11 protein-coding genes and 1 pseudogene are annotated in these 14,555 nt (G+C 33.6%); 7 read left to right on the forward strand and 5 right to left on the reverse strand.

Features of this window, described 5'->3' with window-relative positions; genetic code table 11:
- Positions 1-63: 63 nt before the first annotated feature.
- From yihA to Bccel_RS27590, 7 genes are all read left to right on the forward strand, one after another.
- Positions 64-645, forward strand: coding sequence for a ribosome biogenesis GTP-binding protein YihA/YsxC (gene yihA / locus Bccel_RS27560; protein WP_152966113.1), 582 nt, complete (start codon positions 64-66; stop codon positions 643-645).
- Positions 646-684: 39 nt separating this feature from the next.
- Complete coding sequence (locus tag Bccel_RS27565; protein WP_036940073.1) at positions 685-2,511, forward strand: AMP-dependent synthetase/ligase; 1,827 nt, start codon at positions 685-687, stop codon at positions 2,509-2,511.
- 13 nt (positions 2,512-2,524) lie between these two features.
- Entirely contained in the window at positions 2,525-3,268 is a 744-nt protein-coding gene (locus Bccel_RS27570; protein WP_036940075.1) for a M48 family metallopeptidase, read from the forward strand.
- A 136-nt stretch (positions 3,269-3,404) separates the two neighbouring features.
- Complete coding sequence (locus Bccel_RS27575; protein WP_036940078.1) at positions 3,405-3,731, forward strand: putative signal transducing protein; 327 nt, start codon at positions 3,405-3,407, stop codon at positions 3,729-3,731.
- 169 nt (positions 3,732-3,900) lie between these two features.
- Entirely contained in the window at positions 3,901-4,284 is a 384-nt protein-coding gene (locus Bccel_RS27580) for a hypothetical protein (RefSeq protein WP_036940081.1), read from the forward strand.
- A gap of 465 nt (positions 4,285-4,749) precedes the next feature.
- Positions 4,750-6,597 carry a CARDB domain-containing protein gene (locus Bccel_RS27585; RefSeq protein ID WP_036940084.1) on the forward strand — a complete coding sequence of 616 codons (1,848 nt, stop codon included), beginning with the start codon at positions 4,750-4,752 and terminating at the stop codon, positions 6,595-6,597.
- 154 nt (positions 6,598-6,751) lie between these two features.
- Positions 6,752-8,605 (forward strand): CARDB domain-containing protein, encoded by a 1,854-nt coding sequence (locus tag Bccel_RS27590; RefSeq protein WP_036940087.1) that lies wholly within the window; start codon positions 6,752-6,754, stop codon positions 8,603-8,605.
- Positions 8,606-8,683: 78 nt separating this feature from the next.
- On the opposite strand, the gene Bccel_RS27595 is transcribed toward Bccel_RS27590, so the two are convergent.
- The 5 genes and pseudogenes from Bccel_RS27595 to Bccel_RS27615 all read right to left on the reverse strand — a co-directional run bounded on the left by Bccel_RS27595 (position 8,684) and on the right by Bccel_RS27615 (position 14,526).
- The gene (locus Bccel_RS27595) at positions 8,684-9,742 is read right to left on the reverse strand and encodes an ATP-grasp domain-containing protein (RefSeq protein WP_036940090.1); all 1,059 of its coding nucleotides are present in this window, start codon (positions 9,740-9,742) and stop codon (positions 8,684-8,686) included.
- A gap of 79 nt (positions 9,743-9,821) precedes the next feature.
- The gene (locus Bccel_RS27600) at positions 9,822-10,625 is read right to left on the reverse strand and encodes an HAD hydrolase family protein (RefSeq protein WP_160317765.1); all 804 of its coding nucleotides are present in this window, start codon (positions 10,623-10,625) and stop codon (positions 9,822-9,824) included.
- A 5-nt stretch (positions 10,626-10,630) separates the two neighbouring features.
- Positions 10,631-11,785 carry a cysteine protease StiP family protein gene (locus Bccel_RS27605; RefSeq protein ID WP_242853098.1) on the reverse strand — a complete coding sequence of 385 codons (1,155 nt, stop codon included), beginning with the start codon at positions 11,783-11,785 and terminating at the stop codon, positions 10,631-10,633.
- 76 nt (positions 11,786-11,861) lie between these two features.
- Entirely contained in the window at positions 11,862-13,319 is a 1,458-nt protein-coding gene (locus Bccel_RS27610; RefSeq protein WP_050753948.1) for a phosphoribosyltransferase family protein, read from the reverse strand.
- A pseudogene (locus Bccel_RS27615) lies at positions 13,307-14,526 on the reverse strand (HpcH/HpaI aldolase/citrate lyase family protein). Before Bccel_RS27615 ends, Bccel_RS27610 begins: the two are co-directional and overlap by 13 nt.
- Positions 14,527-14,555 lie beyond the last annotated feature (29 nt).

The raw sequence follows: 14,555 nt of genomic DNA on the forward strand, positions 1-14,555 counted from the left end.
AGGTGAAAATATTTATTATTATTAAAATATTAAAATATTAAGAGAAAAATAGGAGGATTAAAGTTGATAATAAAAAACGCTGATTTTGAAATTACAGCTGTAAACCCGGCACAGTATCCTGTGTCAGAATTTCCTGAGGTAGCATTCGTAGGCCGTTCCAATGTAGGAAAGTCATCAATCCTAAATACACTGACCAATAGAAAAAGCCTTGCCAGAGTGGGTGGTACTCCCGGTATGACTAAGACAATTAACTTTTTTAATATAGATGACAGAATGTTTTTTGTTGATTTACCCGGTTATGGGTATGCTAGTGTTTCCAAGGAGAAAAAGTCATCATGGGAAACTGTTGTAGAAAAATACCTTTTTACTAGAGTCAATCTGAAAATGATAATAATGCTGTTAGATATAAGGCACAGTCCAACAAAGGATGATAAAACCATGTATAAATGGATATTGGATAGCAAAATACCCTATATAATAGTTGCGTCAAAAGCCGATAAAATATCAAAGGGTCAAATATTAAAGCATATACAGGTTATAAGATCAGAACTTCAAATATCTCCTGATATTAAGATAATTCCTTTTTCATCCCAAACCCGGCAGGGAAAGGAAGACATACTAGATATTATTGGCACTTTATTGTAATTACCCTTAGGAATTATATAAAGAGGAAAGGGCAAAAAAATGAAAAATGGAATTGATATATGTAATAAAGACGGCAGGAGAATAATAAAAGGAACAGGGTATTATAAGCCCAGTGTTGTTGTGAAAGATCTAAGGGAGATTGTCAATTGTGCAAAGAGATATGGTGACAAAACAGGCTTTAGGTATAAGGATAAAAATGGCAAAGTAACTGGAAAGACTTATAATGAATTTGCTTATGATATTGATTGTCTAGGAACGGCTCTTATATCGATAGGGCTTAAAGATGCTTCAATAGCCATACTGAGTGAAAACAGATATGATTGGGGTGTTTGCTACTTATCTGTTGTAAATGGCGTAGGAATTGCCGTTCCAATGGATAAATATCTTCCAGCAAAAGAGGTTGAAAACCTTATTGAACGAGGAAAAGTCGATGCAATTTTTTATAGTTCATCATACCAGCATGTTATGGATGAGGTTGCGGCATCAAATGACAGAATTAAATACTTTATATGCATGGATGAAATAAGTGAAAAAATTATTGACAATACCAAGTTTAAATCTATGAGCGAAATAAAAATTCAGGGTAAGAAACTTTTGGATGGAGGGGACAGATCTTTTATAGATGCCGTAATAGACAGGGATAAGATGTCCATACTGCTTTTTACTTCAGGTACTACAAGCATGGCAAAAGGTGTAATGCTTTCTCATGCCAACATTGCCAGTAACGTGGTTTCTGTAGCAACAGATATAAAGGTATACAATGATGATGTTCACCTGTCGCTTCTGCCGCTTCACCATACCTTTGAGAATACCGTAGGTTTTCTGTTTATGGTATATAGCGGTGTTTGTATAACTTACTGTGATGGTATAAAATATATAGCACAAAACCTGAAGGAATACAATGTTTCTCTGCTTATTGCAGTTCCGGCCATATTTGAAGCCTTATACAGAAAGACAATGGAGGGAATAAAAAAATCAGGAAAAGAGAAATCATTTAATACAGCATTAAAAATATCTGGAATCTTAAGAAAGTTTGGTATTGATTTAAGGAAGAGATTATTTAAGGGTATATTCAGTCAATTAGGGCCTTGTCTCAGGCTTGCAGTCTCAGGTGCTGCACCTCTTGACAAGGAGGTTATAACAGGATTTGAAAATATAGGATTTAAGATACTTCAAGGATATGGTTTGACTGAAACATCACCTGTTGTCGCTGCCAACAATGATTTCATAAACATTCCAGGATCCATAGGCTATCCATTAGGCGGGGTTGATGTAACATTGGACTCAATTGATGATAATGGTATGGGTGAGATTATGGTTCGTGGAGAAAATGTAATGCTGGGGTATTACGATAACCCTGAGGAAACTAGAGAGGTTATTACGCCTGATGGATGGTTTAAGACAGGGGATCTGGGGACTATTGATGATAAAGGAGTAATAAGGATTACTGGACGGGCTAAATCCATGATAGTGTTGAGTAACGGTAAAAAGGCGTTTCCTGAAGAATATGAGGTATTGCTTAACAATATAAAAGGTGTTAAAGATTCTTTTGTTTGGGGAAATGTTGCCTCGGATGGTGATGTCCAGGTATGTGCAGAATTGGTTATCGATAAAGATAAGATAATAGAGGATAATAGCCAAATGCTGCTGGAGAAGGATCTGGCTTCACTATTTGATAAGGCGATAAAAGAAATTAATAAGGATCTTCCTCAATATAAAATTATCCGTTATTTTATAATGACATATGATGATATCGTTAAAACTACAACCCTTAAGATAAAAAGGCCTGCTGAGTATGAAAAGGTCAAGTCAAAGCTGGAAAAGGCAGGACTTGAGATAAGGAAAGCTTCCGGTAAGATTTTTTAGAGGATGAAAAATTATGAGTAATACAATAGAATATTCTCTTAAAATTGGAGAGAATGAAATTCCATATAAAATTAAAGAGAGTTCTAAAGCCAAATATATACGGCTTGTTATAGACAATAACGGTCTTTCTGTTGTTAAACCCAAAAGAGTTGGACTTGGTCAAATTGAGAAAGTATTATGGGAGAAAAGCGATTGGATTTCCAAGTATTATCTAAAACTAATTGAGAAAAAGCAGAATATGGTTGAAAGAAAATGGGTAACTGGAGAGACTTTGCTATACTTGGGCCAGAGCTATAAATTAAATATAACAGATATTAAAAAGAGCATCGCATCTGTAAGCTTTGATGGCGATGCCTTTTATGTACTTATGGATGAAAAAGCAGCCGATGAGGAAAGACAGATAGTTGTTGAGAGTGTAATAAAAAAATGGTATAGAAAAGCAGCGGGCAGTGTTATCAATGGGAGACTGGAGCATTATTGCAGTATCACTGGATTAAAGTACAAAGTCATGCGGCTTAAAGAGCAGAAAACACGATGGGGCAGTTGTTCAAGAGATGGTAATCTGAATTTTAACTGGAAACTTGTTATGGCACCATTATGGGTTGTTGATTATGTCGTTCTTCATGAGGTTTGCCATTTAAAGCATCTAAATCACTCCAAGGATTTTTGGTGGTTGGTGGAATATCATATGCCTCAATATAAAAAAGCTCAGGAATGGCTTAAGAATAATGGAGCTTCATTAACATTAAATTATTGATGGTATATTATATTGTTTAGAAAATTTTAGGAATATACTTCTAAAAGTAGTTGCTAAAGTGATATAATATTAATGATAATAAAATTGAATAAAGAATTATAAATACCCTGATACAAAGGGATATAGGGGGGTAACTATGATTTGTCCAAAATGTAAGCAAGAGTACATCACGGAAGGTTTTACATGCCCTGTATGCAATATTATGGTATCTGACAAGTTGACAGAAACCAGCAGCACTTTTACTTCTACCGATGAGTTTGAGTATGAATTTCTTTTAGCCACTTTTAATGATTTAGACATTTCTTTAGTTCGATCAATTTTAGACCATGAAAAAATAAATTATTCAGTAAAAGGGATTTTCAGCTATGGAAGCAGAGTTCCTGCAAGAGTAATGGTTAGAAAAGACCAGTATGATTTTGCTGTAGATATGTTAAAAGATGTAAGGTTGAATTACTCAGTATAATTAAATGTTAATTACTCTTCATATTTATATTGTCTTAAGAAATTATGGTATATGTTATTAATTGAGATAAGTGAATTTATTATTTAAATATACCATAATTTCTACTTATGAACAAAAGGTTACTTGGATGCATAATATGTAGCATAACTTTTTTTAAGGATAAAATGCTATGAATTCGGAAATTGTATTGACTAGTATTCTTTTGGGATCACAGGATAATATAAAGTCTAGAAAAGTACTGAAAGGCTCATTTGTATTGGAAGAAGGACAAATGGATATATATGAAATTCGAAAAATTAATGCAGCCATTTGCGATGTAAATGATTATGAGGATGAAGGTACATACTATGCTTCGGGAAAGGTTAAAGTCACAATGGATTATCTGGTTGAAAAAGATTGTGATAACGTTGAGAGTATAACATATTATCTTCCATTTTTCTTAAATAGGGAAGACAAATTGGAGGAATTGCAATTGGAGAGGCTGTCCATTAATGTATTATTTCCTCGAAGCCTAGAGATAGAGGCTTATGTAATATCATGTAGTTGCAAATAATTATTGACAACTGATGTATTTAAATATATTATCTTTATTAGAGATATTTAATTTTTATAATTTTTTATATATTTTTTATATATTTATATAAATACAAACATATAATTTATTAAAGCAATATTGATTGCTTTATATATAGAGAGTATAAAGTATAAGGAAGATGTTAGCCTAGTGTAGTTGTCCTATATAGCTGTTCTTTGAATTCTTAATTTTAATACTAATTCCGTTATTTTCCATACTGCTTAAAATTTAATTTTTTTGGACTAAAAAGAGCTGATACTCTTGTAGAATATATATGTGATGTTTACGAATTATTGTACTGATTGTATTTGTGTTACCAGGATTTACGTTTGTTTTTAAAGGAATTACAAAGAAGTGATTGAGGGTTTTACTTACTAATTAATTAAAATTCAGATATAACAGGCATTTCCAATACTTACTCATAAACCTAAGGAGGTAATTGTTATGTTCAGGATTAGAAGGTTATTGGTAGTTTTAGTAATGGCTTTGATTACCGGAGCACTTTTTAATTCCATGTCAGTTTTTGGAGCAACGGCTGGTACATACAAAATAAGTGGTTATGTAGAACCGGATTTTCATTTTACCAACTCAATGACTAAAGCTGATTTTAAAGTTGAGATCGTCGGTACATCCTATTCAGATGTGACTGATAGTATGGGGTATTTTGAAATACCAAACATACCAATAGCTGCCAGCATTAATGTTAAAGTTAGATTTTCAAAAGCTGGGTACTTGAGAAAAGAGATAGGTAATCTGACAATTGGCTCTGAGGTTTTGATAGGTAGTAAGGAAGATCCTGTGAAGATGTGGCCGGGTGATGTACTTCAGGATGATGCAATCAATTTTGTTGATGTTCTATTGATGGCAAAGAGCTATAATGCAATTAAAAATGAAGTCTTATACAGCAAGATTTGCGATTTTAATCTTGATTCGTCAGTTAATGTGGCAGATGTTATCATTATGTCAAGGCATTTTAATGCAGTGCCGAATGAATACGCAACTGAAAAAGTCAGCTATGTTGCACCTGATAAGCCAGGAGCTCCACAGAACTTAAAAGCTTTATGGTATACAGGTTCTACCATTTCATTAAGCTGGGAAGCACCATCAATAAAAACATCTATATCAGGGTATGAAATATATCTTAATGACAAGGTTGCAGCAACATCAAAAACTACAAATATAACTTGTTCAGGTCTTAATCCAAATAAAGAAAATACCATTTATATAAAGTCGATAAACAGTTCGAATGTTAAATCCGATGCAAGCAATATTTTAAGGATAACTACTCCCATAGATGACCATGGCAATACTATTGATAGGGCAACTCCTATAGAGTGTGAAAAAGAAGTTGTAGCTTCTATGGAGTCAAATGATACTGCTGATTATTTTAAATTTAAGCCGCAAGTATCAGGTACTTATGTGTTTAAAATGTATGTTGGCTCTAAATTATACGGATACCTCTATAATGAATTTGGGGAAAAAATGGGCGTTTTTAATACTGATCAATTTAACTTGATAGCAGGAAAGGAATATACTCTTGGTATCAAAAATGTATCTACATATGGGGAGTATAGATTTTATGTTAGACAAAAGACTATAAAGCCAGATATAGTAGTGGATAAGATTTTAGTTGATAATGCTTGTATAAAAGAGCCTAGCTCCATAAAGATAAGGATAGTTAATATTGGCGATGCTCCAAACACAAGTAGTTTTAGAGTAGCATTAGATATTGATGGCCAAAATAACCTGCTTTGGGCTGATTGTGATACAATTATTCCAGCTGGGAACATAGCAACTCTCTCAATAAATGGGGGATTTAATGGATTGACTACATGGACACCTATGGAAGTTGGAATCCATTCAATAACTGCTAATGCTGATATACTGAACAGGGTGACTGAAGTTTTTGAGGATAATAATACATTTTCATGTAGTGTATTTTTTGATGATTATTCTGATAGTCTTGACTATGCTAGAGCCATTCAATTAGGTAAGGAAGTAACAGGAATTATTACATCTCCTCAAGATAAAGACTTCTTTACTTTTATACCATCTAGTAATGGAAATTATAAATTTGAATTACCAGGTTCACATTATACTAATGTATATGTATATGATAAAGATTTGAATCAGGTTGCAGAGACTACGATTGCTACAAGAGGTGGAGCTCGTAATAGTTGTTATGTTAAGGCTCCGTTAGAAGCAAACCAGAAGTACTACATACTTGTTCGTACTGCAGATTCAAATGATTTTATAAACGAAACATACAAATTAGTTACGAGTATATATTAGCATTTAACATTACAATAAAATAAATATATGTAGAGTAGATTTGCAAATAAGATAAATGTCTATTGTACAATTTATCTTATTTGCATTATAATGTTAACATATATAGAAATATTATTATCACTTATTTTATTATTATTATTTGGGGGTAATACAAATGCATAATGTAAAGAGAAATATAAGAATTTTTTTATTTATTCTTGTGATGAATCTGTTGTTGTTCCCTGTAAATTCTAGTAGTTTAGCTATTAGTAAGATATGTGGTTACATAGTTCCTGATATAGATTTGTTAAATTCGGAAATTAGATCAGGTTTTAAAATAAAAATTGTTGGAACAAATGCTAGCACAAATTCTGATTCTAATGGGTATTTTGAGATAACTGATTTTCAGTCAACGTCTGGTATGGCATATACCTTAGAGATTACTAAAGATGGCTATCTTAAAAGAGAAATTAAAGATATAGAGATTAACTCATCTATTTTTTTAGGATCCGGTGCTACTCCAATATATATGTGGGCAGGAGATATAGCTGTAAAGGGGGCTCAAGATAATTCTATAAATATAAATGATGTTATCCAAATGGCCATTTCTTTTAATTCTACTAAAGGAAGCATAAATTATAATACAAGCTGTGATTTTGATCTCGATGGAGCAATTAACATAAAAGATGTAGTTACTATATCAAGGCATTTTAACATGACTGGTGACAAATACGGAAGTATTGAAATAAAAGTTTTGGAGGATGAAAGGCCACCAGCACCAGATAATCTCAAGTATTCATGGTGTACAGGTACTACTGTAGCATTAGATTGGGTTTCATTAGGAAACAATATATCTGTTTACGAAGTATATATTAATGATAAGTTGGTTTGCACAACAACAAATAAAAGCATTGTTTGTACAGGATTAGAGTCTGATTCCGATAATACAATTTATGTAAAAGCGGTTAATGAAAAAGGTACAAGATCTTTATCAAGTAATATACTAAATATAAAAGCTCCGGAAGATGACTATGGAAATACAATAGAAACTGCTACTCCAATTGAATGCGAAAAAGAAATTATTGGTGGATTTCAAGGATCTGGCGATGTTGACTATTTTAAATTGATACCCCAAAATTCAGGCACATTTATATTAAAAAAATATATTGGTACATTGTATTCATGCAAAATTGTAGATAGCAACAATAATGAATTAAGTTATTCAGGAGATTACGAATATAATCTAGTTTCGGGTAATGTCTATTATGTAATTATTAAAAACATATTAAATGCTGACGATTATGGTTTTATAATAAGGCAAAAAAGCACAAAGCCAGATTTGATTTTTGATGAAGTTAAATATAATTTAGATATGGTAGGTGTACCGGTTACCTTCAATGTTCATGTAAGAAATATTGGAGATGCAATTTCAAAGGGAAGTTTTAGAGTTTCATTTGACATTGATGGTGATGCTGGAGTTATATGGGCGGACTGTAAAAATGATATAAAAGTAGGCGAAACGGTAAGTTTAAATATAACAGCAGGGAAAAATGGTGAAACAACCTGGACACCTCAGACGGTTGGTGTACATAATGTAATTATTCATATAGACTCTGATAATCAAATAGATGAGGTAATTGAGAGCAATAATTTTCATAGTTATACAATACATATTGATGATTATCCAAATAGAATAGAAACCGCAAAAGAAATCAAGATAGGTGAGGAGTTAAAAGGTTCACTTGGTAATAATATGGATAAAGATTACTTTTATTTTGAACCTGAAAAAAGTGGATTTTATAGAATACAACTTCCAGGTACAAAATTTACAAATGTTTATTTATTGGATGCAGGTATGAATCAAGTGTATAAAACTACTATTAATTATAATTCAGAGCGTAAAAGGCTAGGGTGTTATGTTGAAGGCAATTTGGAGGCAAATCGGAAATATTTTATAGAAATAGAACCTGCAAACGCTAAAGATTTTGTTTTTGAAAATTATACTCTTTCAATATTTGAAGTGCAATAGTATATTTATTAATTTAATATAGATATAAAAAATAGCATTTATGATATATTTCTAAATGCTATTTTTTAATGTACAAACCTACAACAACACTTCCTTTTCAATCTGTGAAACCAAAACATCCAATTTTGGCTTTGGTATCACTAAATTAGGATCCTTGTCCAAAAGGAGCTTAACGGCTAAAAATGGTATATTAATGCCACTTAGACAGGATATCCATACCCCACCTGACATTCTGGGATTAATCTCAAGAATCTTGGGACAATCCCCGTCATAGCGTATTTGAACATTAAATGCATAAGACAGGTTAAAGGTGCGGGTTAATTCTGATGCAATATAAGTAAGTTCTGGAGAATCCTCAAGAAGCCTTGCCCTTCCATCAAGTTTTTTTCTGGGGACGGCTGAAAGGAGCTTTCCATCTAATGCCAGGCAGTCAATACTGTATTCATATCCATCTATGAATTCCATAACCATCAGGCTTTTGAAGGAATCTCTCTGAGAGAGCCTTTTTAATGCATCATCTAAAGTGATTCTTAGGCTGGAAAAGGAATACAAGTTGTCAATTGAGCCAGCTGATTCATCTATGATTCTGAAGCCTGCACCGCCTTCAGAATGAACAGGCTTGAAACACGCCTTGAAGCCTTGATTTAATATGTTTTTACAAGCTTTTTCAAAGTCATGAACATTATCAACTACATAGTACTTTGGTATGTTAAATAGCCTTTTGCCGTTTAACATATGGCGTGGATGGGAAGTTAAATCTGTGTTTTGACTAATGTAATCATAAAATAAGGCCTTGTCCGATAAAATTCTAGTGTTTTGTGAATCACAGCAAGCCAATAGCTTAACGCCAATCTCCTCAAACTTTTCAGAGCTTTTGTTGATTGTGACCATGTTGGTGCGGGGAGCAAATATATCAATTTTATGCTTTTTGCAAAAGTTCAAACAAAAATCAACATATTCTTCTTCTGGTATCATTTTTTCAATTTCATAATAATCGCATGCTTTGAATATAACTGAATTGGGGTTTCTGTTTGTAGCAAATACTTCTAATTCTATTTCATTATTCTGCTTAATAAGGTTTATAATATGATAGGCAGTATTAAACCAATTGTTAAACCAAATTCTCTTTTTATTCATTCATCATCATCATCCTTAAAATACGCTGCAAAGCAGCAAAATTAACAGTCATATTATATAATATAAAGCTATAAGTTTATTACTTATAGGTGTCATTAAATATTTTCTCAACAATTTGAAGTATCTCTAGGGAGGCTTCTAAACCTGTGCCATTTGTTATTATGCACTTTTTGCCGGAATTAAATTTATTGCATATTTCACCATGAGAGGGTAGAATGGCGAAGTCTGCCATTGAGAGGAGTTCAAAATCCATGTATGAATCACCTGATGCAACTACTTGCTTGTGAGGAAGCATATTTTTTATATACTCTATTGCGTTCCATTTATTTAGTGACTTGGGTATAAAATATAGCTTTCTTCCGTGAAGGCAGCTGTTCCAATTATAGGCTTCGATCTCCTTCATAAAGTCATTTAGCTCATCCATTGGGGTTGCATCCAACTGAATGATACAGTAAAAAAAGAATGTCTCTACCTGACGAACGTCCAAAACCCAGTTTTCATGATACAATTGGCTTTTAAACTTGTCCAATACATGTACCAAAGGGTCACAGTCAGATAATTTATTCTGCATGTGTTCTTCCCAGTTCCGGTCTAATACCCCATCTATTAAAACGCTTCCGCCGTGGTTAACAACTGCAAACTTTGGAAAAATAGATGACCTGAAAACGTTTATCCTTTCATACTGTTCAAGGGTTCTGGTTGTAGTAGGAATAAGTATTAGTTTATCACTAAGGCTCTTGAGTTTGTCCAATGTATCATGGAGTACGTAGGTTATTATATTATCATTTTTCATTTCTGAAGGAATTACTTTGTCCTTCAGAGCTTCAGTTATGTGCTTTTCAGAAAAAATCAGTGTTTGATCAAGATCAGTTGCAAAAATCAATTTTGTTATCTCCCCATCTGTTTTATTAATCCTATACATTTATAGGACTTAAGGTCATATTGTTCTACCTCAACGTTTTTTTCTCTTGCCAATTGTAATACATTACAAAGGCTTTTGTCATTAATATCCTTCACCAGCACCTTCCATGGAACCCTGCGCAGTAGTACCCTTATAGTTTCACCTATGCCTGGTTTGATGTGATTAATGTCATCAATGGAATAAAGTTTGCCGACATCTTCTACATCTTTCATGCCTATCCAGCTTGGTTCTATATCCGATGGCTCATTATCCACTAATGAAGCTAGATTTGAATTGTCTATGCTGAAAAAACAGGATGTTATTTTATCTATAAAGTAATTGGACAAATCCTCTGCTATAAGCTCTTTATAGAACTTTACTCCATGAAAGTCATTATCGCCTATTAGGTCGCTTCTGTGAACAGTCCTGCTTATTAAACCGGATACTGTAGAGTTTAGACATGCACTTGGAATAAGAAAATCCTCTCTGGTTCCATAAGTGCTGACACAGTGCCCGGGGTCGGCAAGCACTGCAAGGTCGGTATTTAGCATAATACCGGTTTTTGTATAAAGATCGGAGCATGACTGATTAAGGACTCTGGTTATCATGCCTTTACCGGTCCACCCGTCTATAAACTGTATTTGCTGTTCTTTATGATTATTAATTATATATCTTACAGCATTTTCATCAATACCTTTACCCCTTATAATTGAAACGCTGTAATGAGAAACTTCAAGCCCCATTTTTTCTTTTAAATAGCGTTTAATAAGAATTCCAACAGGAGTACCTGCCCTTGCAAGGGAAACCAGGACAATGTTTTTTCCCCGATTCCTCAAAATCTTATTTGCGACTACAGCTGTAGCGTGGGCAAGCTTCGGTGCCGATTCATCCAATGAACGGTGAAACATTTTTATATAATCATCGGAAGGTTTATATTCCACAGGAAGCATCTCAGAGTAGTGAGTTCCTGATTGAATGGCTTTTTCTCTGTATAAAGTGTCACTTTCACTGATAAGCCCGGAAATTTCCTTTAAAAGAAAGCACACATCAGTTATATCATAGCTCCCTGAAAATGTGTATAGCATTTTTGTATTTTCATTATGTATATTATTAATTGCTGTATTATCAACTAAATTACTCATTATAACTCCTTTTCTTATACATTTTGCATTTCTACCATTGTTGCAAAATATATACATTATAGAAATGATTCAAAAATTACTTCCCCGAACAAAATAGTATAGTTACTTTATTAATTCCAAGTTGGCCGATAACATTTATAAAATCATTCAGGCCATTTTCATCAAATCTTCGTTCAAAAAACACATAAAGCTCATCATAAAAGCCATATGGAATATTATATACAAAGTTGGTTACAGCAGGGTTTGGCGGACAATTAAATGTAAACTTGTTGGAAACAGGGTAGCCGGATGCCTGTGACGGAAAAATTGGGCTCCGGGTTGTTGAATGGTAATATATTTTCTTATCAATGAAGCTTGATATTAGCAGCGGGATAAACATGAATTCTTCGGTGCCCAAAAACAGTATACGGTCCCCTGTTATTTTATCCCCAATAAATTTAGACACTTCACGGATTTGGGATATAAGGTTTTTATCATCAAAAGAACTTATACCAAACCTTCCTGTTTGCTTCAAATAAGGTGTGTTGTTTGTTTTGCCCAACCCGTTTACTGACGGCAAATATACTAATTCCTTAAAATATCCGCCCAGATCAATGTATTGGATTTCCGGTTCAATATTTTTCTTAATGTGTACATCACATTGAGGATTCATATCAAGATTTGTTTCAAGGTACCTATCTACAGCATCCCAGCCTCCTAAACTCAAAGCTGGAGTCACATTAAACTGACCTGATACAAGGGATATGAATCTTACCCTAAGGGAGTATTCTTTTTCAAATTCCTGAAGATATTCTATATCAGCATTTGAACGGAAGTCAAGTATTGATAAAACCACATACTCTTTCCGTTTGTGAATTTTATCCAATTCTTTTATTATATTAAGCACAGTTCGTCCTGTGGATATTTCATCGTCAACAAGCACAATAGGAGAATCGGACTTCAGTATTTTAGGATTCACAGGATATACCCTGTGGGAAGTAGCATGGGAGTGCTCTTCTTCAAATACAATTTTGTTGTCAAAGTTTGCAATATCCTCTCTGGTTGTATGTATAAATGATGCATTATCAAAGCAGCTGAATATTGAGTGCCCTAGAGCTGTTGCTGTTTCTGCAAATGCAAGGAACAGTATATTTCCATCAAGGGAAATTGGATTTTCTATAAGCTCCTTCCATAAGGCTTTTCCATTTTTACAGTTGATAATTGAATCGACTATTTTGTTCGCCTGTGTCCCGTAAATAGTAGTATCTTTAGAAGAAATAAGTGTGGAATGGTATTCATCTAAAAGGGTATAGGCAAGCAATGCTCCCGTCAAAAGAGAATTAACATTTGTTACGGGAATATGTTTTCCCAGTACTTTACTTACAAACAAAAACCTGCGTTTTTTGTTTATTCTTGCTCCAACTGAAAATATAAGCTCCATCGGAAGCTTATATTTATTATTTTTTAATTCAATATTTACATTGAAAAGGTCTAAAACCTGAGAAATGTATGTATTATTGTTTTCCATAATAAGTACGGGGTTTACAGCAAGCATGTAAATGAATTATGCTGGTGAAATACCCCGAAAATATTTGCCCTCCTCATTATTTTTTCTGCCCATAGGGTATGTGGTTTGATTTCGTTCATTTTATTTGAATATGTACTTTTAACTGCACCATTTCCATCAGGGCATGTAGATAATATACTGCAGGCATCCATATATTCTTCATGAGTTACAACATAAAGTGCATGAACTGGTATGATATGTGTCGGATGTATCACTGTTTTGCCTACAAGACCATTTGCCTTATCAAGAGTCACTTCTCTCATCAGACCATCGGTATAGTCATCAAGAAGCTTTAAACGTATTTTTTCACCCTCCGGTCCAAAATAACCCCGAAATGGTGTACGCCTTAGTTGAGGCTTCAACACTCTCTCGCTTGAGAAATATTCCCAAACAGGGCCTGAAACAACATACTGCCTTTCCAGCCTGTTGAAGGTATTTATGAAAAAGGCTATGCAATCCCTTATTACTGAAATATCGTAAATAGTTACATCAGGGCTTCTGCGTATTCCAAATAATCCGCTTAGATCAGTTCCCCTATTCTTATGTTTAAAACCAGGTGGGAATAATAATCGATAACTGAAACAAGCTTTTTTATGGATTCAGCTCTTTTTTCCCAGTATATAAGCTCGGGCGATTCCAAAATGGGCATAGCATAAAAGGTCTTTCCAACAGATTCTATGACCCTTTTTAAATTTTCAAAATACTCTTCACAATTGCTGTCTGTAAATTTTGGAAAAACGAAGCCGGTGATGTTTTTTAATAAATTACCTGCTATAATACGAACTTTTTCCAGATGCATAGGATTACGAATCCTGATAAATATAAGGGGGATATCCTCATACTGGAGTTCACCGGCTTGTATTGCCGCTTCAAGTCTTTCCAAATGTTCTATAAGGGATTTTTCAGCTTCTTCAACCATGTTGTCACCGATAGAATCTTCAGTACAAATTACCATGGACATTAAGCCTTTGTGTTTACCTTCTATAAGGTCTTCTATTATATTTTCTCTGACAGCAGGCATATAGAGTGTGGCACCTAATGCATATGCTAGATTATCCCTGCTATCATCCCTTTTAATCGTTCCGGGTTTTATATAAAAAATTGAATCAATTTCTTTATCGTTTAAATAGTTAAAATGCCTCAAAATACACCTACCTAGAGGCTGTTGCAAATTGACACATAATCTCAACATCATATTGTGCAGACTTTAAAGGATTAAGGACA

This window comes from Pseudobacteroides cellulosolvens ATCC 35603 = DSM 2933, assembly GCF_001262605.1.
GTDB classification, from domain to species: Bacteria; Bacillota; Clostridia; order Acetivibrionales; family DSM-2933; genus Pseudobacteroides; species Pseudobacteroides cellulosolvens.

Bases quoted from the DNA above. Each gene is read 5' to 3' on its own strand.
- Bccel_RS27570 (WP_036940075.1), top strand. From the start codon at position 2,525: ATGAGTAATACAATAGAATATTCTCTTAAAATTGGAGAGAATGAAATT.
- Bccel_RS27595 (WP_036940090.1), bottom strand. From the start codon at position 9,742: ATGAATAAAAAGAGAATTTGGTTTAACAATTGGTTTAATACTGCCTAT.
- Bccel_RS27590 (WP_036940087.1), top strand. From the start codon at position 6,752: ATGCATAATGTAAAGAGAAATATAAGAATTTTTTTATTTATTCTTGTG.
- Bccel_RS27610 (WP_050753948.1), bottom strand. From the start codon at position 13,319: ATGCTTGCTGTAAACCCCGTACTTATTATGGAAAACAATAATACATAC.
- Bccel_RS27585 (WP_036940084.1), top strand. From the start codon at position 4,750: ATGTTCAGGATTAGAAGGTTATTGGTAGTTTTAGTAATGGCTTTGATT.
- Bccel_RS27575 (WP_036940078.1), top strand. From the start codon at position 3,405: ATGATTTGTCCAAAATGTAAGCAAGAGTACATCACGGAAGGTTTTACA.
- Bccel_RS27605 (WP_242853098.1), bottom strand. From the start codon at position 11,785: ATGAGTAATTTAGTTGATAATACAGCAATTAATAATATACATAATGAA.
- Bccel_RS27565 (WP_036940073.1), top strand. From the start codon at position 685: ATGAAAAATGGAATTGATATATGTAATAAAGACGGCAGGAGAATAATA.
- Bccel_RS27580 (WP_036940081.1), top strand. From the start codon at position 3,901: ATGAATTCGGAAATTGTATTGACTAGTATTCTTTTGGGATCACAGGAT.